This is a genomic window from Streptomyces sp. NPDC005151, assembly GCF_053599875.1.
On record NZ_JBSFYR010000027.1, the window covers coordinates 31,182 to 56,137 of the forward strand.

Consider the following 24,956-nt stretch of genomic DNA (forward strand, 5'->3'; position numbering starts at 1 on the left):
CTCCTTGCACGGTGACTGGCTGTACACACCGATACGACGTGACGGCCTCCCGGTCGGATACGTAGCCGAGCCAGTGACCCCGATCACTCCTCGGCTCCAGCCGACCCTTCGCCGATCAGGTGATCTGACCGTCTCAGGGCCGTGCACACAAGGCGCTCGGCTGCTGGTCCGCGCCGAGCGCCTGCATGCTCATGGCCTGATCAAGCGGCCACGTGTTGCAGCGACCGATGGAGTCCCGACCGAAGTCCGACGCCTCTCCCTCGGAGGCCGCTCGCGGACCCGCTCAGAGGCGCTCGGCATCGATGCGTACGACGAGGGTGACGCGTTCGCCCCTCGTGATCGGCCGTACGCCGTGGATGTGGTCGCGGGTGGCAGGGAAGGCGACCAGGCTGCCGCAGGGCGGCTTGATCTCCTGGGCGGGGTTCTCGAAGAAGAGCTCGCCGCCGCCGTAGGAGTCCGGCGTGTTGAGCCAGACCACGAGGGTGAGGTCGCCGCCGACGACGGGCTGTCTGTTGGTCCGGGCGCGCTCGCGCTCGATGTCGGTGACCTCGTCGTGGTGCGCGACGAAGCCGACGCCGGGACCGTAGTGGTAGACGACCGCCGGCTGGGTGGGTATCCGCTGCGGGGAGACCTCGAAGTGGCTGCGCACGTGGGCGGCACAGTGGGAGATGACCGCCTCCTCCAGGTGCGTCGGGACCTCGACGTATTCGCTCTTGCGCAGCGCTTCGTCGATGACGCCCTGGTAGGTGCGCGGGCGGGCGGTCTGGTTCTTCACATGGGCCATCAGCGCTCCGCAGAGGCTGAGGGGGATGGCGCTCTCTATGACGAGCGGTAAGCGGCTCTTCGAGGTCAAGGGGTGCTCTCCTTCCACCAACGGGTGCCTTCGGGCGAGTCCTCAAGGGTCACGCCCTGCTTGGTGAGCTGGTCACGGATCGCGTCGGCCTCGGCGAACTTCCTCGCCGCGCGGAGCCGGTCGCGTTCCTTCACGAGTTCTTCGACAGCGGTGTCGCTTTCGGCGGCGCCGGCGACGTCGAAGGTGCCAAAGAGGTTGCTAACGTCGTCGATCAGTCGCAGGGCGGCCGGCCCGGCCGGTTCGTCTGCGCGGTTCTGCTCGCGGATGTACTGGAAGAGGACGGCGAGGGCGCCCGGGGTGTCGAAGTCGTCGTCCAGGCGCTCGCGCATCTCCTTCCAGGTGTCGGTTGCGCGTGCGGTGTTCGCCGGGCTGTCGGTGTGCGTGGGGTCGATGGTCCGGGCGAAGTTCTCGACCCGGCGCCGGGCTCCCCGGGCCTGCTCCAGCGTGGAATCGTTCAGTTCCATGGAGGAGCGGTAGTGCTGGGAGAGGAACGCGTACCGCAGGGTGCGGGCGTCCGCCCGAGTGAGGGCGTCGCGGATGGTGAGGAAGTTGCCGGTGCTCTTCGACATCTTGTCGCCGTCGACCCGCAGCAGACCGGTATGCATCCAGTAGCGGGCCAGGGGCTCGATGCCGGAGGCGGCCTCCATCTGGGCGACCTCGGCTTCGTGGTGGGGGAAGATCAGGTCGACGGCGCCGCCGTGCAGGTCGTAGGAGGGCCCGAAGAACGTCTCCGTGATCGCGGTGTCCTCGATGTGCCAGCCCGGCCGGCCCGGGCCCAGCTCGGTCTCCCAGAACGGCTCGCCGTCCTTGCGGCCCTTCCACAGGGCGAAGTCGCCCGGGTTGCGCTTCCTGGCGTTGTCGTCGATGCGTGACACTGAGTCCTCGGGGCGCAGGTCGGTGCGGCCAGAGAGCTTGCCGTATGGCGGGAACGATGCCAGGTCGAAGTACCAGCCGTCATCGAGCTGGTAGGCGTGGCCGCGGGCGATGAGCCGCTTGACCTGGTCCACGATCGCGTCGATGTGGTCGTGGGCCCGCGCGTGGACGTCGACGCGCGTGTTTCCCAGGGCGGCCATGTCCTCCAGGTACTGCTTCTCGAAGAGGGCCGCGATCTCCTCCGGGGGGACGCCCTCCTCCTTCGACCGCCGGATGATCTTGTCGTCGACGTCGGTGACGTTCTGGAGGTAGGTGACCTCGTACCCGCTCGCTTCCAGGTACCGGGCGATGAAGTCGAACTGCGTGTACGTTTTCGCGTGCCCGACGTGGCTGGGGCCGTAGACGGTCGGCCCACACACGAACATCCGTACCTGGGTCTCCCGCTCGGGGCGGAACTCCTCCGTACGTCCGGTCAGCGTGTTGTGGACCTTGATCGCCATCATGCCTCCTGTGTGAGCGGATCACGCAGCGTACTGACGCCCTGACATGAGCGTCTAACTGGAACCACCGCGCTCGCCGAAGGGAACCAGCCGCGGGGCCGGCTGGTTGGTGAAGGCCGACGCCTCTTCCCCGAGAAGGTGGTGGTTGGCCTGCTGGTATGCCTTCCGCACGGCAGCGATCGCCCCGGGACTCAGGTCCATCCCGGCCGACCGGCAGAACTCCTCCAGTGCCTCGCACCGCCGCTCCAGGTCGACCATCGACAGCGGGTCGCACTGTTGGGTCTCGATCAGCAGGTTCTCCTGCTCGCCGCTGATCAGGCCGAGCGCGCCGAGGGAGTACAGCTTCCACTTCATGTTCGGCAGCAGCCGGCCCGAGCGGGCGTACAACCAGTCCACGACCTCGTCCACCGCGCCCGACAGGACGAAGTGGCCCGTCGGCACCCCGACCCGCCTCGCCATACGCAGCGGGATCTCGCGCACGTCCCAGGTGATCCGGTTGTGCAGCCGGTGGGCCTCGCTCTCCAGCCGCTCAAGCTGCTCCCGCGTCTTCTGGGAGATCAGCGCTTCGAAGGCGTTCTCGCGGTCGAACAGCGGCTCGCCCTTGTTCCCGTAGGCGTCGCACTTGTCGCTGTTCCACGTCGTGCGCGGGTCGGCCTCGTACTGGAACAGGAGCTGGTGGACGTTCACCTCCATGCGTCCCCAGGGGACTTGCAGGTAGAAGCTGAACTTCGGGATCCAAGCGGGAAGCCGGTCGCGGACCAGGGCGTACGTGTCCGTCGGCCGCGGCCTCCACTCGTCCTCCTTGAGTGGAACGTCGAGGACGACGGCCAGGTCGAAGTCGGAGTCGGTGCTGAACCGCGTGACGTTGCGGGGCGCGACCGCCGAGGAGGAAAGGACGTAGAGCGCTTGGACCTCGGGCATGGTTTTGAGCGTGTCGAGCAGGGACCCGGCCGCGGCACGGGCCTGCATTCTCAGGTTTTCCACGAGAGCTCCTGTTCAGATGATCGGACGATCCATCACGCGGCAGAGCGCTGGGACGAGCTCCAGCGCGACGCCGCCGTGGGTGCGCTGGATGTGTGCGAGGGAAGGGCTGCTGTTGCCCTCGATGACCACGGGTCCCGCAGGCGTGAGAGCGATGTCCCAGCCGATGAAGGGCACCTGCGGGAACAGGCGGGCACAGCGCGCGGCCAGTTCTCGGACCTCTCCCACGTGGGCGATCCGGTGGCCGGCGAACGGCACAGAGCTGACCCCGTGGTGCGTGTGGGCGTTGAGATACCGGTCGTAGCCGTAGCGGTCGAGTTCGCCGTCGGGGTGCACCCGGATCTGAATGCCGCCCGCAGCCGAGTTGTCCGTGGTGCTCTCGGCGCCGCCGAGCTTCAACATCACGTAGAGGACCTCTGCGGTGCCTTTGCTCAACAGGGTGATGACGCGGAAGGTGTTGAGGGCATACGGGTTCAGCACATCCAGGTCGGGGTGCTGCGGTACGTGCTCCTCCACCAGCCAGCTGCCCCACCGCCGCGCATAGGCCGGGAGGTCGAACCCGTCCTCGCCGGGCCGCGTGATCACGACGCCGGAGCCGCCGCTGGAGTAGCGGGAGGGCTTGACCACCACGCGCCCGAAGCCGGAAACGCGATCGAGGACGTCTGCCGGTGACACGGCCTCACCGTCGGATGTGACACCCACGCGGTGGTCACCGCTCGCGATCAGCGCGGGCTGCGGGATGCCGGCGGAGGCGAGGATCTTCTTGCAGGACGCCTTGTCGTCCAGGTCGACGGTGTCCCGGTTCACGCGGGGAAGGAACCGGTGGAACAGAGCGGTCTCCGGCAGGTACGAGCAGGCCCGTCCGGCGGACACCTCGCGCCGGTATCCGCCGTAGCGGAAGTAGTGGAACGGCAGGCAGCGCCACCGCGCGGAGACCTTCAGCAGATCCCCGGCGATACGGGCCATGCTCTTCCTGTCCTCGTCGCGCAGCATCGCGGGGAAGTGCTCGCGCCGCATCTGACGCACCTGGTAGGGGAGAAACCGCACGCCGGATACGCGGGGCAGAACCCGGGTGCGGAACCACTCCTCGGTCACCGCCTGGCGGTGGTTGAAGCCACGGTTCGCGGTACGGCTCATGACACGTTCCTCCGATCTCTCAGTGATCCGGGGTTCCGGCGATGGCCAGGGCGACGACCAAGGCGCTGACGGCGATGACGTAGGCGAGAACCGCGAGGCGCTGCCTCATCGAGCACGCACGACGTTGTCGGCCGCGGTCGACCACGCGATGCCGTCCTCGGGCTGGATATGGGCGATGCGGACGAGTCGGCCGCCGTGGAGCTCGTGGATGACGGCAGTCAGTTCCCCTTCGCCCTGGCTCGCGATGTCGCGGACCAGGCAGTGAAGGAGGGGATGGTTCTCACGGCCGTCCGCGTCAACCAGGGTCACCGCTCGGGCTCCTCGCGGTGGACGCGGCGGAGGAACTTCTCCCATCCGGACTCGGCGCGGGTTCGCAGGGGCGGGCTCGGCCCTTCCGGCGGCTCGGGAAGCGTGTGCTGCCTTTCGCTGGCACCGGGCGTGCGACGGGGCAGGGTCGGGCGCATCGAGACCTCCTCGAAGGGGTGGTGCAGCCCGTCACCGGCGCGAGGGACGCCGGCGACGGGCTGCGGTCCTGGGAGCCGTCCGGAGCGGGGCGGGGGAGCCGGTTAACCCGGGTGCTCAGCTCCGAACGGCGTGAGGCCCAGTGAACGGCCGTGAGCCACAGGCTCGGAACGTTTCCAGGGGGTTCCTCCAGAGAGAGAAACCCCTGTTTCTCGCACGGGGAGTAGCCTCCTGATTACCAACCTGAGGGGAGGGGTGGGATGTCTGACCCGATGGCGCTGCACCCGCTGACCTACGTGCGAGAAGGCAAGGGCTGGGGCAAGGCCGAGTTAGCTCGACGCATGCGTGAACGCGGTGCTGAGACGGGCGTACCGCTGGCCACCAACCGGACGACGGTCTGGAAGTGGGAGCAGGGACAAGAGCCTGACGCGGACGCTCAACATGTGCTCGCCGACCTGCTGGGCGTCCCCGAGGAGCACGTACGCTCAGCGTCCTGGCCCCGATGGCTGCCAGCATGGGAATCGACAGCCCTGGTGGCTCCATGGACTCCGGCCGGCACTGTGAAGGTATTCGCTGATCTGGTCAGGAGCGGGCACATGGACCGTCGGGGCTTCCTGTCCATCACCGGCGCCGCGCTGACGGGCGTCGCCGCCAACTGGGCAGCCGCACCAGAGGCGTTCGCTTCGGCATTCGACGGCGACCGCATCACCGACGCGATGGTGACCACCATCGAACAGCGTGTGGACACCCTCCGCACGCTCGATGACCAGATGGGCGGTGCTCGCCTCCTGGATCAGGCCACCAGCGACCTCGCACTGATCACCGGCCTCCTCGACCACGGGCGCTACACCGACGCCGTCGAGCAGCGCCTCTACGCCACGGCGGCCCGCGTGTCCTACCTGGCCGGATGGATGGCCTACGACAAGGGCCTTCGCTCCCTCGGCCAGCGCTACTACGTAGGCGCTCTCCGCAGCGCCCACAGCGCGAAGGACGACGGCTTCGGCGCCTTCATGCTGGCCGAAATGGGCATCCACATCTCCGACTCGGGCGACACCGCCGCGCGCGTGAAGTTGATCGACACCGCCATCGGCAACGCCCCTTCGGCTCTTCCGCCGACGGCGACCTCGTACCTCTACCTCCACCAGGCCGAAGCGCTGTCCAGAGACACCCAGCACGAGGCCGCCGGGAAGTCACTCAACCGGGCCTACGACCTGTGGGGCACACACCGTGAAGGCGACCGCCCGGACTGGCTCGGCTGGTACGGCGAGGCACAGCTTAAGTCCACCGAGGGCAAGATCATGCTGCGCTCAGGCTTCCCCGAGCGGGCGACCAGCGCCCTCGCTGTGGCGGTGGACCAGGCGGTCCCGCGCGACCGAGCCGTCCGCTCTGGTCGCCTCGCCACGGCACGACTGGCCGCCCGGGACCTGGACGGCGCCCTGGACGCCGCCAACGTCGGCCTGGAGCTGCTGGAGAACCGAGTCCGCTCCGACCGGGCACACGTCCGGCTGACGAAGTTCAGCAACTACCTCGAACCACACTCCGCGGTGCCGGCCGTACAGGAGTTCCGGGACCGCCTCCGGGTTCTCCCCTCGACTGTCTGACTGGACAGAGGTACCGATCCCCTCGCCGCAGTCCACTTCGGTCTCCCCACTGGGCTGGGGCAGGGCTCGCGCGTTTACGATGCGATCTGCCGACTGCGAACGCACACGCCGCGAGCGGAGCCGGACAGAGCGAGGATGCGCCCCATGTAAACCCGATCAGAGGGATTGCCATGAGCCTGCTGCCGACCGCCACGGGCAGCGACGTCAAGGAGCGGCAGCCCCGCGTCGCCGTGCTCCCAGTCGGCTCCTTCGAGCAGCACGGCAAGTACCTCCCGCTGATCACCGACACGGCGATCGCGTGCATCATCGTCCAGGAGATCGCCGACGCCTACCCGGTGCACCTCCTCCCGCCCCTCACCATCTCGTGCAGCCGGATCGACGACATCCGTACGTCTCTTGCTCGCTCCGGCATCCACAAGCTGGTGATCATCAACTGTCACGGTGGGAACTACGTCCTTTCTAACCTCGCCCAGGAAGCCAACGTCGACGGACCGGCAGTGTCCCTGTTCCCTCTCGGCGCCGACTGGGACCGTGCCCGCGACCACGCTGGGCTCGTGTCCAACCGGCACGCCGACATGCACGCAGGCGAGATCGAGACCTCGATCTTGCTGCACGCAGCCCCCGATCTGGTCCGAGAGGGCTACGTCGACGCGGACCACGATGGCGGGCTCCGCCCGTTGTCCAGGGAATGGGCGCGTACACCCGGTCCAGAGTGATTGACGACAACCCGCGCGCCGTACCGGGCATCGTCGGCCCCGGCGCCGGCCAGGGCTGCTGACCGACGGATCGTCAACAACCTGCCGGGACAGCGGTCGTTGCTCGTCCGCGGCCCACGGATTCCCTCGGTGCGGAGTGATCACATGGCTGCGGCAAGCGGTTAATATACCGCCGTCGTGTCCATCGCACCACACCCGTCCGAGGGGATCCCGCGTTGCGTCACCCACTGCTTCCCGCCCTGTTCTGCACCGGGCTCGTCGCCGCCACCAGCCTGCTCACCGGCACGGCCGCGACCGCCGCCGCTCCCATCCCGTCCGCCGGCCCCACCTCGGCCGCCGCCGAGGCGACTGCCCAGGCCACCGACGTACGCGAACGGCTGGACCGGATACCGGGCCTCACCGTCGTCTCGCAGACCAGCAAGGAGGGATTCCCCTACTACACCCTCACGCTGACCCAGCCGATCGACCACCAGCACCCCGACCGCGGCACGTTCGAGCAGCGCCTCACGCTCTGGCACAAGTCCGAGACCGCGCCGATGGTCCTCTACACGGGCGGCTACTCGCTCTCCAGCTCCACCCGCGAGATCACCACGCTTCTCGGTGCCAACCAGGTCAGTATCGAGCACCGCTACTTCAGCCAGTCCCGCCCCGCGACGGCCGACTGGAACGACCTGAACGTCCAGCAGGAGGCGAGTGACGAACACGCCGTCGTCCAGGCCCTCAAGACGATCTACGGGGCCAAGTGGCTGGGCACGGGCGCGTCGAAGGGCGGGATGACGCAGGTTTACCACGAGCGCTTCTACCCGGACGACCTGGACGCCGTCGTCGCGTACGTCGCACCGAACGACGCCGCCAACAACGACGACAGCGGCTACGAGAAGTTCTTCCAGACCGTCGGCACCCCCGAATGCCGGGCCGCCCTGAACGCTGTGCAGCGCGAGATGCTGGTCCGGCGGGATCGGATGCTGCCCCGCTTCGAAGCCACCGCCGAGAAGCAGGGCCTCACCTTCCAATACCTCGGATCGGCCGACCGGGCCTACGAGTTCTCCGTACTGGACCAGGTGTGGAACTTCTGGCAGAGCGGTACGTACGCCAACTGTCCGGCCATCCCTGACGCGAGGACCGCCACCGACGACGAGCTGTACACCTGGTCGCTGGGGCACGGACTCAGCCCGTACGCCGACCAGGGCAACGGTGCCGAGGGCAGCGGACCGTACTACCGGCAGGCCGCCGCCCAACTGGGCTGGGCCGACCTCAAGTTCAAGCATCTGGCCGACGTCCGCCACTACCCCGGTATCTATCAGCCCAACTCGGTGCTGCCCGCCGACATGCGGGTCGGGTACGACGGGCGCACCATCAAGGACGTCGACCGCTGGGTCGCCACTCGCGGCGAGCGGATGATGTTCGTCTACGGACAGAACGACCCGTGGAGCGCCGAGCGGTTCAAGCCGAGCAAGCACGACTCGATGCTCTTCGAGGCACCGAACAGCAACCATGGCGCCCTGATCTCCAAGCTGAAGCCCGCGGACCGGGCCGCTGCGGAGGCGACCGTGAAGCGGTGGGCGGGCCAGTGAGGGCCCACCCACCGCGGCCGATCGGTGACCCTGATTAGTTGTAGGTGATGTCCGAGGCGGTGCAGCGGCAGTACGTGCCGTCGGGGCCGCTGCCCGTCTCGGCCGGCTCTGTTGCCCGTGCAGCGGACGCACGACTTGATGGGAAGCGGGGGAGCGTCGCGCTCGCCGGTCGCCACCGCCGGAGGAAGGGTTGCCGGGTTGATCGACCTGGTCGAGCAGCTGCTCGGCGTGAAGGCCGCGTCGGCGGGGCGGTCCGTGCCGATCAGGTCCCGAACGCGCGCAACGCGGCCCGCGCCGCCCCGCACAGCTCGTCGTCCTCCGGCACGGATTCCCAGCCGCCGTGCCGGACCGGGCGTTCATCGGCGGCCAGCACGGCACGCAGGGCCGGGGCCGCCGCGGCGGCGGGTGGGCCGATCTCGGCGAGGCGGTGGACGGCCGTGATCGTCGCCCGGTAGGCGTTTCTGCCCTGCTGCAGCGGGCTCAGCAGCCCGAGCAGAGCGGGTGCCGCCTCACTGCTCTCACCCGTGATCTGCCACAGGGCGTAGCCGCACCTCAGCGGAAGCCAGCCCTCCTTGTGCTCGGGAAGCAGGGCCCGTATCCGCTCGGCGTACGGAGCCGCGGACGGGCCCAGTTCGCCGAGGAAGCCCACCACCTCCTCGCGGCCCCAGGGGGCGTCGAACTTCGGCAGCAGCACATCGAGCGCGGGTTGCGGATCGCCGGTCAACCGCCAGTACGCCACCCGCAGCTGCGGTACGGCGAAATCCTCCGCCGGTGCGTCGACCAGCGCCCGCAGACGAGGGCGCGGGACGGCGTCGGCCGCCGCCGGGCCGATCGCGGCGAGGGCGTCGAGCGCCCAGACCGCCGCATCGGTGTCCAGCAGAGGCAGCAGCTCCGGGACGGCGGGCGCGGCTGCTGGACCCCAGGCCGTCAACACCTGGCACAGGGCCCGCCGTTCGTTCTTGAGCGTCGCCGCCGCGAGTCGCCGCCGCAGCGGATCCAGCAGCTCGTCGGCGCACCCGGCCAGCGGCGCGAGGGTGTCCAGCAGCGCCAGTTGGTACATCCACCAGCCGTCGGCGTGCGACTGACGCAGGGCGAAGCCGAGCCGGCCCCCGGACAGCCGGTCCACCATGGGGCCCAGGCAGCGCCGGTCGCCGAGCCGGGCGAGCGCCCAGACCGCGGTGTCCTGCGCATCCGCGGACACCTCGTCGCCCGTACACAGTGCTGCCAGACCGTCGGCCCACGGCCGGGCGGCCTCGCCGCACATGCCGAGCACTCGCGCGGCGAACTGCCGGTTCTGCGGCTCGGTGTCGGTGAGCAGTCCTGCGACGGCGGGCAGCAGCACGGGCACGGGGGACCGCCAGGTGCTGATCACCTCGGCGGCGGTCCGCAGCGCTCCCATGCGATGCTCTGCCTCCGGGTGGCCGAGGAGCCGCAGGGACAGTTCCGTACGGGCCTCGCGGTGCGGGGGGCAGGAGGCGCAGAGGTCATGATCCGGATTCTGACAGCCGCAGCGGCCCTCCGCGCCCGGCTTTTTCACCCCTTGAGCGCCGCCTTCATCATCTTCTGCGCGATCGGCGCCGCCAGCCCGTTGCCGCTGACCTCCGAGCGGGCCGAGCCCGAGTCCTCCACGACCACGGCGACCGCGACCTCCTTGCCGGTGGACGTCGACTTCGCGTACGAGGTGAACCAGGCGTACGGCGTGTTGCTGTTGCCCACGCCGTTCTGCGCGGTGCCCGTCTTGCCGCCGACCTCCGCCCCGTCGATCCGGGCGTTGGTGCCGGTGCCCTGCTCGACGACGGTGACCATCGCGCTGCGCACCTGCTCGGCGGTCGAGGCGGAGACGACCCGCTTCGTGTCGCCGTCCGCGAAGTCCTGCAGGGTGTTGCCCTTGGAGTCCGTCACCTTCGACACCATGTGCGGGGCCGCCAGCTCACCGCCGTTGGCGAGGGCCGAGGAGACCATGGCCATCTGCAGCGGGGTCGCGGTGACCTCGAACTGGCCGATGCCGGTCAGCGCCGTCTGCGCCTTGTCCATCCCCGACGGGTAGAGGCTCTTCGAGGCGCGCACCGGGACGTCCAGCTTCTCCGTGTTGAAGCCGAACTTCTCGGCCATCGCCCGCACCTTGTCCTGGCCGAGATCGGCGGCGGCCTTCGCGAAGACGTTGTTGCAGGAGTACTGGAGCGCCGTGCGCAGCGTGGCGTTCTCGCAGGGTGCGGACGCGCTCTCGTTCCTCAGGACCGTGGTGGTGCCGGGCAGCGTGTACGGGTCGGGGCTGTCCGTGCGCTCGTCGACGGAGCTGTAGAGACCGTTCTCCAGCGCGGCCGACGCCACCACCAGCTTGAACGTCGAGCCGGGCGCCAGCGGCTGCCGCAGAGCGCGGTTGACCAGTGGCTTGTCCTGGTCGTCGAGCAGCTTCTTCCACACGTCGCCGTCGTTCGTCCCGCTGATCTTCGACGGGTCGTACGAGGGGGTGGAGACCATTCCCAGGATCTTCCCGGTCGCGGGGTCGATCGCGACGGCCGCGCCCTTGTCGTTGCCGAGCGCCTCGTACGCCGCCTTCTGCACATCCGGGTCGATCGTCGTCAGGACACTGCCGGGCGCGCTCTGCTTGCCCGTCACCACGTCGACGGGGTTCTTCAGCCGGTTGTCCGTGCCGTCGAGCACATGGCTGTAGATCCCCTCGAGCTGGGTGGCGCCGTACGCCTGCGAGCTGTACCCGGTGACGGCGGCATAGAGCTCGCCCTGCGTGTACGTGCGCTTGTACGCGAGATCGCTGCCCTGGGTCCTCTTCGATCCGGTGACCGGTGATCCGGCCACGATGATGTCGCCGAGCGGTTGCGCGTACTGCGCGATGGTTTTCCGCCGGTTGTGGTCGTCGTCTGCGAGTGCCTGGGCCTGGTACGCCTGCACCCAGGTCGCCCGCCCCAGCAGGGCGAGGACCAGCAGCAGGCAGAAGACCGAGGTGTGCCTGATTGTTCTGTTCATCCCGCTGGAGAGACGAGCGGCGGCGTCCGGCGCGTTCCCGTCTGTGCCGCTTCTCACCCATTCTTCATACTGCGCGCCACGGGGCCCGGGTCAGCCGGGCGTGATGAACCCCGACTCGTACGCCGCGATCACCGCCTGAGTGCGGTCCCTGGCTCCGGTCTTCGCCAGCACCGCCGCCACATGCGTCTTCGCCGTGGCCGGCCCCACCCGCAGCCGTTCCGCGATCTCCGCGTTGGTCAGCCCTGCCGCCATCAGCCGCAGCACCTCCGCCTCCCGTTCGGTGAGCCGGGCCACCCAGGGCGGTGCGGCGGACGCCTGCCGCCTGCCGTACTCGGCCGCCAGTCCCCGTACCGCCGACGGGAACAGCAGGGAGTCGCTGCGCGCGATCAGCCGCACCGCCTGGACCAGGTCCTCGGCCGCCGCGCGCTTCAGCAGGAAGCCCGCGGCTCCGGCGCGCAGGGCGTCGTACACATAGGAGTCGTTCTCGAAGGTGGTGACGACGACGATCCGCGGGGGCGCGTCGAGCGAGGCGAGGATCTGCTCGGTGGCGCGGATCCCGTCGATCTCCGGCATCCGTACGTCCATCAGCACCACATCGGGGCGCAGCTCCCGCACGACGGAGACGGCCTCGGCGCCGGTCGCCGCCTCGCCGACGACCCGCAGGCCGGGTTCGGCGTCGAGGATGACGCGCAGGGCTGTGCGGACCATGCGTTCGTCGTCGGCGACGACGACCCGGATGTCGGTGTTCATCGCTTCTCCTGTGCGGGGATGTGCAGGGGCAGCCGGGCGGTCAGCCGCCACCTGTCGTCGTCGTGCGGTCCGGCCTCGGCGCGGCCGCCGAGCAGGGCGGCCCGTTCGGCGATGCCGCGCAGCCCGCGGCCGCCGCCGGGCCGCACCACCGGTGCCCGCCCGGACAGCGGGTTGTCCAGAGTGATCGTCAGCTCCTTGTCGCACACCGCGATCCGCAGCTGCACCGGTGCCGCCCGCCCGCCGTGCCGCAGCGCGTTGCTCAGCCCCTCCTGCACGATCCGGTACGCCTCACGGGACACGGCGGCGGGGACCGTGCCCGGATCGCCCCGGGCGAGGTACGACACGGGGACGCCGCAGCGGGCCAGCAGCCCGTCCAGCGCGTCGAGCGCCGGTCCCGTCAGCCCGTCCTCCCCCTCGTCCCCCTGTCGCAACAGGGCCAGCACGGAGTCGAGTTCACCGACCGTGCGCCGGGTGGTCTCCTCGATCGCGGTCAACGCCTCGCGTACGAATTCCGGGTCGCTGTCCAGCACCCGGCGGGCCGCCCCCGCCTGGAGCGTCACGGCGCTGAGCGCGTGGCCGACCGAGTCGTGCAGCTCCCGGGCCAGCCGGTTGCGGATCGCCAGGTCGGCCGCCCGGCGTTCGGCGGCGGCCAGCCGGTCGTCGGGGGTCGGGCCCAGCAGCACCGGAGCGCGGCGGGCCAGCAGCGCCCCGGCCGCCGCCGCGCAGCCGGCCAGGGCGACCAGCATCGCAAGACCGGCGAACGGCGCCAGGGCCAGCACCCACGGCCGGGTCAGTGCCCGGGGCAGATCGAGCACCGCCGAGTTCCGTACGGAGGAGAAGAACGGCAGCGTCATCACGGTCACCGCGAAGGGTGTCAGCGCCAGCGTCATCCCGCTGATGACGGCGCCGAGCGCCAGATGCAGCGTGAACCAGCCCGCGGTCCGTACCCTCGCCTGCCGGGTCCTGGCCGGACCGTCGGCGAGCCGCTCCGCGGGGACACCGCACAGGGCGCGGACCGCGGTCACCGACAGCGGTCGGGCGAGCGGGAAGAGACCGGTGACCGCGGCCATCGGCAGGGCGTACGCGAACGCCGTCAGTTGCAGCGGCAGCGAGTTGAAGGCGTTGCCGTCGCGGTTGTACATGCCGACGATCACGGTGCCGACCAGGAAGTACGGCATCAGCAGCGCACCGCCGATGATCAGATGCAGCCAGCGCAGCCGGGCCTGCCGGCCGAGGAGCAGGGTCACGCGGACGGCCCGGCCGGCTTCGTCGCCGCAGCGCGTTCCGCGAAGAAGCAGGCGCCCAGGGTGGCGACCAGGATTCCGACCAGCATCTGCACAGCGTAGGTGAGTTGCATCCCGGCCGCGGGCCGGTCGGCGATGTCGTCGACCGGGCCCAGCGCGACGATGCACAGATAGCCGCCCCAGCAGCCGAGCACCCCGGAGCCGCCCCAGGCCAGCGCGAGCGGCACCTTGAGGGCGAGCGCACCGCGGCGGCGGAGGGCGAGCAGCAGGACAGCGGCGACGGTGACGGCCGTGAACACCGTGTAGACCGCTTCGAGGGCGTAGAAGTCGCTCATACGGTCCGCGATCCGGGTCTCGTTCAGACCGGCGGTCGATCCGGTCGCCCAGAGGAGATGGACGGTGCCGGGCACGAGCGCGAGCAGTGAGGCCACGACCGCGACGACCCGCAGCGCCGGTCCGGTCGGGCTCGGTGGCAGGTCGCTCAGCGTGCCCTGCCACAGATGACCCCAGCGTTCCCTGGCGTACAGGACGAACAGGGCGCCGAGGGTCAGGCCCTGGACGATGAAGCCGGTGTAGACGACGCCGTAGACCCACTCGTCGAGGAAGGGGCGCCCGTCCCCGCCGGACCCGGCGGTCGTCCCGCCGAACGCCCTCACCAGCAGCTGCAGCGGGAAGCCGGTCATGATCGGAAGCAGCAGCCCGGTCGCCACCCACATCGGCACGGTGAGCAGCCAGGCCGGGACCCGCCGTCCCCATGCCTGGGTGAGCAGCAGGGCGAGGACGACGACCGTGCAGTCCAGCAGCACCGACGCACTGTTGGCGACGAGCATCGCGGTGCGGTGGTCGAGCAGCGTGCTGCCGGCGGGGACGCCGACGTGACTGCCCGCGATCCAGGCCGCCTTGAGCGAGACGTACGGCAGGCAGGAAGCGATCGCCAGGGTGCGGAGCACGGCGCGGGCCCGGCCGGTGGGCGCGGGCAGCGCCGGTGCGGTCCGGGTGGCGGGCGCCGTCGGTGTCTGTGTCATGACATTCACGCTCGCGCGCCCCGTCCGCCCGCGCGTCCTGCCCGGCGACGATCCGTCTCCGCCGCGCGGCGGAGACGGCCCTCACCCGCCTCTCAGTCCAGCGTGAAGAGCAGTTCGTCGGTCAGCTCGCCGCGGGCGTGCGCGAAGCCCCGGTCGTTGCCCGTGACGGTGAAGCCGCACTTCTGCAGCACCCGCACCGAACCTGCGTTGTCGGCCGCTGCCCGGGCATGCAACGGCCGTTCCGGTACGGCGTCCAGCAGCGCCCGGAGCGCGGCGGTCGCGAGCCCCCGGCCCCAGTGCGGCCGGTCGATCCAGTACGTGACCTGCCGGTCGCCCTCGGACCCGTACACCCCGGCGTTGCCCACCACCTTGCCGTCGGCAAGCACCGTCCGCATCACCACGGTGCGACTGTCCAGGATCCGGGCCCAGTGGGCCTCGAACGCGGGCCGGTCGCCAGGGTCCTCACTGGTGAACGCGGCTGTCCGGACCGACTCCGGATCGGACATGTACGCGAAGAAGAGCGGCAGATCGCTGTCGCGCACCTCGCGCAGCGTGACCTCGGGCGCGCCCACGGGTCAGAGCCTGCGGGTGGCGAGCGTCAGCGGGTCCCGCGCGTCGAACAGCGCGTCCTTGACCATCTGCTCGTGCGCCGGGGTGAGCCGGGCGACCGGCACCGAGCAGCTGATCGCGTCGCGCGCCGGGGTGCGGTACGGAATCGCGACGCCGAAGCAGCGCAGCCCCAGGGTGTTCTCCTCGCGGTCCACCGCATACCCCTGCTCGCGGATGAGGTGCAGTTCCTCGATCAGCTTCTCGCGGTCGGTGAGGGTGTGCTCGGTCAGTGCGGGCAGTGTCTCCGGCAGCATCTTGCGGACCTGCTCGTCGCTGTGGGTGGCCAGCAGTGCCTTGCCGAGCGAGGTGGAGTGGGCGGGCAGCCGGCGGCCGACGCGGGTGAAGGGGCGCAGATAGTGCTGGGACTGGCGGGTGGCGAGGTAGACCACGTTCGTACCGTCGAGACGGGCGAGGTGGATGGTCTCCGTGGTGTCGTCGGAGAGCCGGTCGAGCGTCGGGCGGGCGGCCGCGACGACCTCGTCGCCGTCGATGTACGAGGTGCCGACCAGCAGCGCCCGGACGCCGATGCCGTACCGGGTCCCTGTCGCGTCGGTCTCCACCCAGCCCAGCTCGACCAGGGTGCGCAGCAGCATGTAGAGGCTCGACTTGGGGTAGCCGACGGCCTCCTGCACGGCCGCCAGCGAATGCATACCGGGACGCCCCGCGAAGTACTCGAGCAGCTCCACCGTCCGTACCGCGGACTTGACCTGTGCCCCGCCTGACTCGGCTACCGACATTGCCCTCGCCCCTTCCAGCCCACTTCTTGCCAACACTGAACGCCCGGAAATAGAGTCCCTACATATTCACGATCAGGAACTCTGTTCAGAATACCGAACAACTTCTGATGTGTGGCAGAGGACCGGAAGGAATCACGGTGGCAGCAGCACCAGTCTGGAGTGTCGACCCCCGCACCGGGAACCCGCGTGAGCAGGTTGCCGTGGAGGCTACAGCGGAGGAGGTCGACCGTGCGGTCCGGGACGCACATGCCGTACGCGATGCGCTCGCCGACCGCACCGTCCGCGCCGCATTCCTGCGTACCGCGGCGGAACTGCTCACCGAGGCCGGGGAGCACGTCATCGAGGCCGCCGACGCCGAGACCGCGCTCGGCCCTGCCCGGCTCACCGGTGAACTCGCCCGCACCGCCGCCCAGTTGCGCGCGTTCGCCGAGGTCGTCGACGAGGGCGCCTTCCTCGACATCCACATCGACCACGCGGACGCCACCCGGACCCCGCCGTGGCCCGACCTGCGCCGCTACAAGATCCCGCTCGGCGTCGTCGCCGTCTACGCGGCCAGCAACTTCCCGCTCGCCTTCTCCGTCCCCGGCGGCGACACCGCCAGTGCCCTGGCGGCCGGCTGCCCGGTCGTCGTCAAGGCACACCCGGACCACCCCGCCACCTCGGAGCTCTGCGCCTCCGTGCTGCGCCGGGCCGCCGCGAAGGTCGGGCTGCCCGAGGACGTACTGATCCTGGTGCACGGATTCGAGGCGGGCGTCGAGCTGGTCAAGCACCCGCTCGTGGCCGCTGCCGGGTTCACCGGCTCCATCCGCGGCGGACGGGCGCTGTTCGACGCCGCGGCCGCCCGGCCGGCCCCGATCCCGTTCCACGGCGAGCTCGGCTCCCTCAACCCCGTCGTCGTCACCGAGGCGGCCGCCGCCGAGCGCGGCGAGCAGATCGGTGCCGGGCTCGCGGGCTCGATGACCATGGGCGCGGGCCAGTTCTGCACCAAGCCCGGCTTCGTCCTGACCCCCGCCGGCGAGACCGGCGACCGGCTGCTGAAGGCGCTGACCGAGGCGGTCAGCGACAGCGAGGCCGCGGTCATGCTCGACCACCGGATGCGGGACGCCTTCGTCGCAGGCGTACGCGAACGGGCCGAACTCCCCGACGTGGACACCCCGGTCACCCCCGGCGCGGGCGGCGACCACACCGTCTCCGCCGGCTTCCTGACCGTTCCGGCACAGCTGCTCGCCACCGAAGGACCACACGACGCGCTCCTGGAGGAGTGCTTCGGCCCGGTCACCGTCGTCGCCCGCTACGCCTCCGAGGACGAGATCACCGCCGTCCTCTCCCGGCTCCCGGGCAACCTCACCGCCACCCTCCAGATCGCCACGGAGGGCGCCGACGCCGACGCCCCCGGACTCCTCGCGGCCCTCACCCCGCTGGCCGGCCGGGTCCTCGTCAACGGCTGGCCGACCGGAGTCGCCGTCGCCCCCGCCCAGCACCACGGCGGTCCCTACCCGGCCACCACCTCCACCTCCACGTCGGTCGGCGCCACCGCGATCGAGCGCTGGCTGCGCCCGGTCAGCTACCAGACGACCCCGGAGGCCCTGCTGCCGCCGGAGCTGCGCGAGGACAACCCGCTGGGCCTGCCGCGACGCGTCGACGGGCGTCGCGCGTGATCGCCGTTGCGGCGCCCCGGTCCGGGGCGGGGGGTTCCGTCCTCAATCTCCCCCATAGCCTTAAGGGCATGGGGGGACCCCCTCGACGGGCTTGAGGTGTCCGCCTGGCCCCTGGTGGCACCGTCGCCTGCCCGGCGGGTGGTGGCCCGGGGTCCCTCCGGGGTGTCTCCTCGAACGACGAACGTTCGGCGGGTACGCGGGGGGCCCGGGTCTTAGTTCGTCGTCCTGCGGGGACTCCCCTGCGCGGCCCCGGACCGGCCGTCGCGCGCCAGCGGACCGGTGTGCCCTCTGTCACGACCGCCGGGTCGCGGGCGCGGGTGATGCCTGGGTGGGGCCGTGCAGGGGAGTCCCCGCAGGGGCTGGCGCACGTGCCGGGTTCGTCCGCGTTGCCGGCTTCCGCGCCAGTTCTGAGGAGACGCCCCGGAGGTGCCCCGCCCACCCCACCGCCCGGCAGAGGCGGGCCCACCCCGTTGCCGGGCAACACATCCCAAGCCCGTCCGGCGCGGGCCGCCGCAACCACGGGTCGACCGGTGGCGTCCCTCCCCGCATGATCAGAACTGCCACGGCCGCCGATCTCGACGCCATTGTCCAGCTGCACACCGAGGCCCGCGCCACCTACTACCGGGGGCACCTTCCGGAGGAGGAGTACGCGGGCGCCGCGGAGGTCGGGCGCAGCCGCGGCGGCTGGTCCCGGGCGATAGACCGCCCCGACGCCACCGTGCTCTGCGCCGAGCGGGACGGCACCCTCGCCGGCGTCGCCGCCTACGCCCTGCGCGACGGAGACATGACGCTCACTCAGCTCCATGTCGCGCCGGCCCTCTGGCGTACGGGAATCGGCACCGCAATCCACACCGCCTGCGTCGACGCCTGGCAGCGGGCCGGAGTGGACAGCGCCCGTCTGGAGGTCTTCGTGCACAACACCCGCGCCCAGGCCTTCTACGTCCGGCACGGCTGGACCCCCGACCCCGCGCACCCGCGCCACGGCACCCATCTGGCGCTGCGCCTCGCGGTGGGCGGCTGACCGCGCACAGCACGACGGACTCTGGGGGCCCAGGGAGGAGCTGGTCGAGGCGGCGGCCGAACGCTGGAAGCCAACCGTCGACGGGCTCGCCCGGCTGCTTCACACGGTCGGCTCCGGGGCGGGCGAGCCGTGGAAATGGGGTCATAGCTCCTCCGGACCCATGGGTGGTGCCGCGCCTGGGGAATGAGCAGGTCCGCCTCCGTGTTCGAACTGGGGTGCGGAGGATCCCCTCCACACTGCCCGAGACCCTGGAGAGAAGAAGAGTCATGCGCGTCGAGATCTGGAGCGACATCGCTTGCCCCTGGTGCTACATAGGCAAGGCCCGTTTCGAGAAGGGCCTGGCGGGGTTCGCCCATCGCGACGAGGTCGAGGTCGTGCACCGGTCCTTCGAGCTCGACCCGGGCAGGGCCAAGGGCGACACCCAGCAGGTGATCGACATGCTGGCGCAGAAGTACGGGCGTACGCGTGAGGAAGCGCAGGCCATGGAGGCGAACGTCGCGGCCAACGCGCAGTCCGAGGGGCTCGGCTACCGGACCGAGGGGCGCGACCACGGCAACACCTTCGACATCCACCGCCTGCTCCACCTGGCCAAGGCCCGCGGCCGCCAGGACGAGCTGCTGACACTCGCCTACAAGGCCAACTTCGCCGAGGAGCGGTCCGTCTTCGACGCCGAGGTGCTGGTCGAGCTGGCCACCGAGGCCGGACTCGACACGGACGAGGCGCGTGCGGTGCTCGCCGACCCGGAGGCGTACGCCGCCGAGGTGCGGGCCGATGAACGGGAGGCGTCCGAGCTGGGCGCCAACGCCGTGCCGTTCTTCGTGCTCGACCGGCGGTACGGGATCTCCGGCGGCCAGCCCGCCGAGGTCTTCGCCCAGGCGCTCGAACAGGCGTGGAAGGACCGGCCGCTGACCGCGATCGACGGGGACGCCGCGGCGTGCGACGCCGACGGTGTCTGCGACGTCCCGCAGACGGGCAGCAACGCCTGAGCCCGCAGGCCGGCACCATCGCCCGACACCTCGCTCCTCCTGGTAATTGACGATGAGATAAGGGGGGCTTCAGGCTGGGCGAATGGAGACTACTTCGCTCAGCCGTACGGTGGATGACGAGTTCGCACCGGAGACCACCTACCTCAACACCTCCACCTGCGGGCTGCTGCCCCGGCGCACCGTCGATGCGGTGAAGGCGCTCGCCGAGGCGACCGCCACGGGCCGCAGGGCCGGCTCCGGCGACTTCGAGGCGGTGGACGCGGCCCGGGCCGGCTTCGCCCGCCTCGCCGGTGTGGACGCCGACCGGGTCGCCACCGGCAGCTCGGTCTCCGTGCACGTCGGGCTGATCGCGGCGTCGCTGTCGGCGGGGGCCGAAGTCCTGGCGCCCGAAGGGGAGTTCAGCTCCGTCGTCAGCCCGTTCGCGGTGCGTGGCGATCTCAAGATGCGTTACGTCCCGCTGGACGGGTTGGCCGACGCGGTACGGCCCGGCACGGATCTCGTCGCCTTCTCCTCCGTGCAGTCCGCCGACGGCCGGATCGCCGATCTGGACGCGGTACGCGCGGCGGCCGCTGCCCACGGGGCCCGGACGCTGCTCGACGCCACCCAGTCGGCCGGCTGGCTGCCGCTGGACGCCGGGGCGTACGACTACACCGTCACCGGCGGCTTCAAATTCCTGCTCTGCCCGCGGGGCGCGTCGTTCCTCACCGTCACCGAGGAGGCGCAGCGCACCCTGCCGACCGTCTCCGCCGCGTGGGTCGCCTCCGACGACCCCTGGAACAGTACGTACGGCCCGGTCGGGCGGCTCTCCCCGACCGCCCGCCGCTACGACGAACCGCCCGCCTTTCTGTCGTACCACGGTGCCGAGCACTCCCTCGCGCTGCTGGGCGAGGTCGGCATCGACGCCCTTCACACCCACGCCACCGGGCTCGCGGCCCGCATGCGGGCGGGGCTGGCCGGGCTGGGGCACGAGGCGGTGCCGGGGGAGTCCGCGATCGTGGCCGTGCCTGGACTCGGCGGGCGGGAATCGGAGCTGGCGCGGGCCGGGGTGATGGTCTCGAACCGGGCGGGCGGTCTGCGCGCGGCTTTCCATCTTTACAACACGCAGGCCGACGTGGACCGGGCCCTGGACGTGCTCGCCGGCTGAGCCCGCCGGGATGCCAGGCTGATCCCCCGGCGCCCGGAGAATCAGCCGCCGCCCAGGGCAGTCCGAAGGGGCCCCCGCCGACCTTGGCGAACGCATCTTCGTGCTTACGGTGTAAAAAGGGCGATATGACGCAACGTTTCGGCCGATTCCGGAGCGGACAGGTTCGGTCACTCACGGGCAAGTACCCCCAGAGCCTTGCAGGGCAGGTCTTCGCTCTGCAGGTGGCTGTGGTGGTGCTGCTCGTTGCGGCCGCGGTGCTGGCGCTCGTACTGCAGTCCCAGCGCGACAGCTACGCGGAGGCGAAACATCGTTCGGTCGCCGTCGCGCAGACGTTCGCGCACTCACCGGGCGTCGTGGCCGCACTGAAGGCCCCCGATCCCTCCAGGGTGCTCCAGCCGCTCACCGAGGCGGCGCGGAAAGTGGCCGGTGTCGACTTCATCGTGGTGACGGACACAAAGGGAATCCGCTACACGCATCCCCGGCCGGAGCTGATCGGGAAGAAGGCCGTCGCCACCATCGGGCCGCCGCTGGCCGGCCATGTGTACGTCGAGAGCATCAAGGACCCGCTCGGCTACGAGGTGCAGGCGACCGTCCCCATCTTCGATCACGGGCACAAGGTCGTGGGTCTGGTGTCTGCGGGCATGCAGGTCGAGAAAGTGACCGGCATGGTGGCCCGGCAGATTCCGATCATCCTCGTCGCGGGAGCGGTCGCGCTCTCCGTGGCCACGGTCGGGACGGCGCTGGTGGCCAGGCGGCTGCAGCGGCAGACCCACAGTCTGGGCCCCGCCGAGATGACTCGCATGTACGAGCATCACGACGCGGTGCTGCACGCCGTGCGCGAAGGCGTGCTCATTGTCGGCAGCGACGGCCGACTGCTCCTGGCGAACGACGAGGCCAGACGGCTGCTGGATCTGCCGCACGACGCCGAGGGGCAGCACATCCCGGACCTGCCCAGCCTCGATCCCGGCACGGTGGAGCTGCTGACCTCGGGCCGCCCGGCCACGGACGAGGTACACCTTGCGGGGGACAGGCTGGTCGCGGTGAACCAGCGGCTCACGGATCGTCACGGTGGCCCCGAGGGGACGGTCGCGACCCTGCGCGACACCACGGAGCTGCGGTCGCTGTCCGGCAGGGCGGAGATCGCCCGCGAGCGCCTGAGGCTGCTGTACGACGCCGGGCTCGGCATCGGCACCACCCTCGACGTCGTGAGTACGGCCGAGGAACTGGCGAAGATTGCGGTCCCCCGGCTGGCCGACTTCGCCACCGTCGATCTGGCCGACCCGGTCATGCACGGGGACGAGCCGACAGGTGCGGACACCGACATGCGCCGCGCCACCGTCCACGGCATCCGTAACGACCACCCCCTCTACAAAACCGGTCACCTGATCAGCTTCCTCCCCTCCACCCCACAGGCACAGGGATTCCGCACCGGCCGGCCGGAACTGGTACCCGACCTGTCCGCTGCACCCGGCTGGCTCGCCCAGGACCCGGAGCGGTCACGGATGATCATCGATTACGGCATCCATTCACTCATCACGGTCCCCCTCCAGGCACGGGGCGTCATCCTGGGCATGGCCAACTTCTGGCGCTCGGAGAAACCCCAGCCGTTCGACGAGGACGACCTGTCCCTGGCCGAAGAACTGGCCGCCCGAGCAGCGGTCAGCATCGACAACGCCCGCCGCTACACCCGCGAACACGCCATGGCGGTGACCCTGCAGCGCAGCCTGCTCCCACGAGCCCTGCCCGAACAGAGCGCCCTCGAGGTCGCCCACCGCTACCTGCCCGCACTCTCCGGAGTGAGCGGCGACTGGTTCGACGTGATCCCGCTCCCGGGCAGCCGGGTGGCCCTGGTCGTCGGGGACGTCGTCGGCCACGGCCTGCACGCAGCCGCCACGATGGGACGGCTGCGCACCGCCGTGCACAACTTCTCCACACTCGACCTGCCACCCGACGAGATCCTCGGCCACCTCGACGACCTCGTCGGGCGCATCGACCAGGAAGAGGAAGAAGTAGAAACGACCCCCGGCGCCGGGATCACGGGCGCCACCTGCCTGTACGCGATCTACGATCCCGTCTCCCGCCACTGCGCCATGGCACGGGCCGGACACCCCCTGCCCGCCCTGGTCCAACCCGACGGCAGCGTGTCCTTCCCCGATCTGCCGGCCGGCCCGCCCCTGGGCCTGGGCGGCATGCCGTTCGAGACCGCGGAACTCGAGCTCACGGAGCGCACACAACTCGTCCTCTACACCGACGGACTCATCGAGGACCGCACCCGGGACATCGACGTGGGGATAGAGCTGCTGCGCCAGGCACTGGCCTCCCACCCCGACCGGTCACCGGAGGAAAGCTGCCAGGCAGTGCTCGACGAACTCCTGCCCGGCCGGCCGAAGGACGACGTGGCGCTGCTCATCGCCCGCACACGGGCGATCCCGCCCGAGCACGTCGCCGACTGGGACGTACCGTTCGACCCCGCCGCCGTGGCGCGGATGCGCGCTGCCGTGACCGAGAAACTCGACGACTGGGGCCTGTCCGAGCTCGCGTTCGCCACGGAACTGGTACTCAGCGAGCTGATCACCAACGCCATCCGCCACGCCTCCGCACCGGTCACGATACGAGTACTCCACGACCGCACCCTGACCTGCGAGGTCGCCGACAGCAGCAGCACCTCACCCCACCTGCGGTACGCCACCGCAATGGACGAAGGAGGCCGCGGCCTGTTCCTCGTCGCACAACTGGCCGAACGCTGGGGCACCCGCTACACCCCCCACGGAAAGGTCATCTGGGCAGAGCTTCCCCTGCCCCGACCCGACGGGACCGGGGACGGCACAGCGTTCTTGAACATCTTTGACGCGGAACTCTGAGGAAGGTCCCCGTGGAGCCTGACCGACGGGTCCGCGTCCCGGGGCCCGCGTCGCGAGCAGTCACCCCATGTCCGTCATGGTGCGATCTCAGTCAGGAAATCGAAGGAGATCACGTCGCCGGGCCGCAGGGGCAGCCATCCCGGGACGGCCGCCCGAGCGGCTTCTTACTGCTCCTGGCCGGCCTCCTCCAGCGGCGCACTGCGCCACTTCCACGAAGTGACCCGGGGACGCCCGGGCAGCTCGGCGCGACCGGTGGACCAGAGCAGTACGGTCCACCGGTCGGTGTCGTCGGGGGCGTCCGGGAACAGCCGGGCCAGTACGCGGTCGCACAGATCGGCGGGCGGCGCCCAGGAAATGTCCAGGCCCCGAACGACATCGTGCGTATGCACCAGGGTCTCCACGATTCCCATCGCGGCGAAGCCCTCCGGGTCCGAGATCCCGTACGCGTGGAACGAGCGGACATCCGCCAGGGTCGTCCGTACCATCGCCGTCAGCAGTGCTCCGCTCGCCTCCAGGGTCTGCAGCAGTCCGACCGCACCGGCGTCGGGGTTGGCGAAGATCGCGTTGGCCGGGCCGCCCTTGCGGTCGGCTCCCCAGCGGTACGGCACCTCGCGGTCCAGCGGCGGCTTCTTCGGGCCCAACTGGGCTGCGTAAGCGAAGAGATCGTCGTTCAGATGCTCCACGGTCTCCCAGGAGTCCCATTCCAGCGTCCCGGCGGGCGCCCGCCAGTGGTCCTCCGGAACCTCACGGAGCGCGGCGAGCGAGAGATGGACCGCGGTGGTCACGTCGTCCGCGGTGACCGGAAGCCGGGTCGCGGTCAGCGTGGCCCGTTCCGCGGCGCTGCACTCCACACAGAACTCATTGCCTTCGGGGTCGGCGAGCGTCGCCCAGCCCCGGCCGTTCGGCTTGCGGTGGTCGCCGACGAGCGTGGCGCCGAGGGCGAGCAGCCGCTCGACCTCCTCGTCACGGGTACGGTCCTGCGGCTGGATGTCCAGGTGGACGCGGTTCTTGCCGGCCTTGGGCTCGGGTACCGAAATGAACAGCAGTGCGGCGCCGGGGGTCTCGACGAGTGCCTCGGGGTCACCGGGCCGATCCTCGTCGGACAGCTGCGCACCGAGCACCTCGGCCCAGAAACTGCCGAGCTTGTAGGCGTCGGCGCAGTCGATGGTGACGTGTCGTACGAGTGAAGTCATGCCCTCACTTTCGCTGTTGACGGACGACGGGTCCAGCCGGTTTCCG

At 70.5% G+C, this 24,956-nt stretch carries 21 protein-coding genes; 8 read left to right on the top strand and 13 right to left on the bottom strand.

Annotation, left to right across the window (positions count from 1 at the left end):
- Positions 1–283: 283 nt before the first annotated feature.
- The 5 genes from ACWD6R_RS16945 to ACWD6R_RS16965 form a co-directional block, all read right to left on the bottom strand.
- The gene (locus ACWD6R_RS16945) at positions 284–853 is read right to left on the bottom strand and encodes a 2OG-Fe(II) oxygenase (RefSeq protein WP_451819395.1); all 570 of its coding nucleotides are present in this window, start codon (positions 851–853) and stop codon (positions 284–286) included.
- On the bottom strand, positions 850–2,226 hold the full coding sequence (gene cysS / locus ACWD6R_RS16950; protein WP_451819396.1) for a cysteine--tRNA ligase: 1,377 nt from the start codon (positions 2,224–2,226) through the stop codon (positions 850–852). The genes ACWD6R_RS16945 and cysS overlap by 4 nt, the downstream gene beginning before the upstream one ends.
- 54 nt (positions 2,227–2,280) lie before the next feature.
- Positions 2,281–3,210, bottom strand: coding sequence for a hypothetical protein (locus tag ACWD6R_RS16955; protein ID WP_451819397.1), 930 nt, complete (start codon positions 3,208–3,210; stop codon positions 2,281–2,283).
- 12 nt (positions 3,211–3,222) lie between these two features.
- Positions 3,223–4,344: a sugar-transfer associated ATP-grasp domain-containing protein gene (locus ACWD6R_RS16960; RefSeq protein ID WP_451819398.1), complete on the bottom strand. Its 1,122-nt coding sequence runs from the start codon at positions 4,342–4,344 to the stop codon at positions 3,223–3,225.
- 105 nt (positions 4,345–4,449) lie between these two features.
- The gene (locus ACWD6R_RS16965) at positions 4,450–4,653 is read right to left on the bottom strand and encodes a hypothetical protein (protein ID WP_451819399.1); all 204 of its coding nucleotides are present in this window, start codon (positions 4,651–4,653) and stop codon (positions 4,450–4,452) included.
- A gap of 413 nt (positions 4,654–5,066) precedes the next feature.
- On the opposite strand from ACWD6R_RS16965, the gene ACWD6R_RS16970 reads away from it, so the two are divergent.
- The 3 genes from ACWD6R_RS16970 (at position 5,067) to ACWD6R_RS16980 (ending at position 8,697) form a co-directional block, all read left to right on the top strand.
- Complete coding sequence (locus ACWD6R_RS16970; RefSeq protein ID WP_451819400.1) at positions 5,067–6,407, top strand: helix-turn-helix domain-containing protein; 1,341 nt, start codon at positions 5,067–5,069, stop codon at positions 6,405–6,407.
- A 170-nt stretch (positions 6,408–6,577) separates the two neighbouring features.
- On the top strand, positions 6,578–7,123 hold the full coding sequence (locus tag ACWD6R_RS16975) for a creatininase family protein (RefSeq protein WP_451819401.1): 546 nt from the start codon (positions 6,578–6,580) through the stop codon (positions 7,121–7,123).
- A 215-nt stretch (positions 7,124–7,338) separates the two neighbouring features.
- Positions 7,339–8,697: a S28 family serine protease gene (locus ACWD6R_RS16980; protein ID WP_451819402.1), complete on the top strand. Its 1,359-nt coding sequence runs from the start codon at positions 7,339–7,341 to the stop codon at positions 8,695–8,697.
- A gap of 262 nt (positions 8,698–8,959) precedes the next feature.
- On the opposite strand, the gene ACWD6R_RS16985 is transcribed toward ACWD6R_RS16980, so the two are convergent.
- The 7 genes from ACWD6R_RS16985 to ACWD6R_RS17015 form a co-directional block, all read right to left on the bottom strand.
- Positions 8,960–10,234: a hypothetical protein gene (locus ACWD6R_RS16985; protein ID WP_451819403.1), complete on the bottom strand. Its 1,275-nt coding sequence runs from the start codon at positions 10,232–10,234 to the stop codon at positions 8,960–8,962.
- Positions 10,231–11,682 carry a peptidoglycan D,D-transpeptidase FtsI family protein gene (locus tag ACWD6R_RS16990; protein WP_451819435.1) on the bottom strand — a complete coding sequence of 484 codons (1,452 nt, stop codon included), beginning with the start codon at positions 11,680–11,682 and terminating at the stop codon, positions 10,231–10,233. The genes ACWD6R_RS16985 and ACWD6R_RS16990 overlap by 4 nt, the downstream gene beginning before the upstream one ends.
- Positions 11,683–11,772: 90 nt before the next feature.
- Positions 11,773–12,432: a response regulator gene (locus ACWD6R_RS16995; protein WP_451819404.1), complete on the bottom strand. Its 660-nt coding sequence runs from the start codon at positions 12,430–12,432 to the stop codon at positions 11,773–11,775.
- On the bottom strand, positions 12,429–13,679 hold the full coding sequence (locus ACWD6R_RS17000) for a sensor histidine kinase (protein WP_451819405.1): 1,251 nt from the start codon (positions 13,677–13,679) through the stop codon (positions 12,429–12,431). Before ACWD6R_RS17000 ends, ACWD6R_RS16995 begins: the two co-directional genes overlap by 4 nt.
- Positions 13,676–14,701 (bottom strand): hypothetical protein, encoded by a 1,026-nt coding sequence (locus tag ACWD6R_RS17005; protein ID WP_451819406.1) that lies wholly within the window; start codon positions 14,699–14,701, stop codon positions 13,676–13,678. Before ACWD6R_RS17005 ends, ACWD6R_RS17000 begins: the two co-directional genes overlap by 4 nt.
- A gap of 92 nt (positions 14,702–14,793) precedes the next feature.
- Entirely contained in the window at positions 14,794–15,273 is a 480-nt protein-coding gene (locus ACWD6R_RS17010; protein ID WP_451819407.1) for a GNAT family N-acetyltransferase, read from the bottom strand.
- A gap of 3 nt (positions 15,274–15,276) precedes the next feature.
- Positions 15,277–16,047 (bottom strand): IclR family transcriptional regulator, encoded by a 771-nt coding sequence (locus ACWD6R_RS17015; RefSeq protein WP_451819408.1) that lies wholly within the window; start codon positions 16,045–16,047, stop codon positions 15,277–15,279.
- A 137-nt stretch (positions 16,048–16,184) separates the two neighbouring features.
- On the opposite strand from ACWD6R_RS17015, the gene ACWD6R_RS17020 reads away from it, so the two are divergent.
- The 5 genes from ACWD6R_RS17020 to ACWD6R_RS17040 all read left to right on the top strand — a co-directional run bounded on the left by ACWD6R_RS17020 (position 16,185) and on the right by ACWD6R_RS17040 (position 23,717).
- Positions 16,185–17,705, top strand: a complete 1,521-nt coding sequence (locus ACWD6R_RS17020; RefSeq protein ID WP_451819409.1) for an aldehyde dehydrogenase (NADP(+)) — start codon at positions 16,185–16,187, stop codon at positions 17,703–17,705.
- A gap of 547 nt (positions 17,706–18,252) precedes the next feature.
- Positions 18,253–18,726, top strand: a complete 474-nt coding sequence (locus tag ACWD6R_RS17025) for an N-acetyltransferase family protein (protein WP_451819410.1) — start codon at positions 18,253–18,255, stop codon at positions 18,724–18,726.
- A gap of 266 nt (positions 18,727–18,992) precedes the next feature.
- Positions 18,993–19,712: a DsbA family oxidoreductase gene (locus tag ACWD6R_RS17030; protein WP_451819411.1), complete on the top strand. Its 720-nt coding sequence runs from the start codon at positions 18,993–18,995 to the stop codon at positions 19,710–19,712.
- Positions 19,713–19,794: 82 nt separating this feature from the next.
- Positions 19,795–20,856, top strand: a complete 1,062-nt coding sequence (locus ACWD6R_RS17035; RefSeq protein WP_451819412.1) for an aminotransferase class V-fold PLP-dependent enzyme — start codon at positions 19,795–19,797, stop codon at positions 20,854–20,856.
- 125 nt (positions 20,857–20,981) lie between these two features.
- Positions 20,982–23,717, top strand: a complete 2,736-nt coding sequence (locus tag ACWD6R_RS17040; protein WP_451819413.1) for a SpoIIE family protein phosphatase — start codon at positions 20,982–20,984, stop codon at positions 23,715–23,717.
- A gap of 164 nt (positions 23,718–23,881) precedes the next feature.
- Here the strand turns inward: ACWD6R_RS17040 and ACWD6R_RS17045 are convergent, their stop codons facing one another.
- A complete protein-coding gene (locus ACWD6R_RS17045) occupies positions 23,882–24,910 on the bottom strand; it encodes a VOC family protein (RefSeq protein WP_451819414.1) in 1,029 nt (342 codons plus the stop codon).
- Between the last annotated feature and the right edge of the window lie 46 nt (positions 24,911–24,956).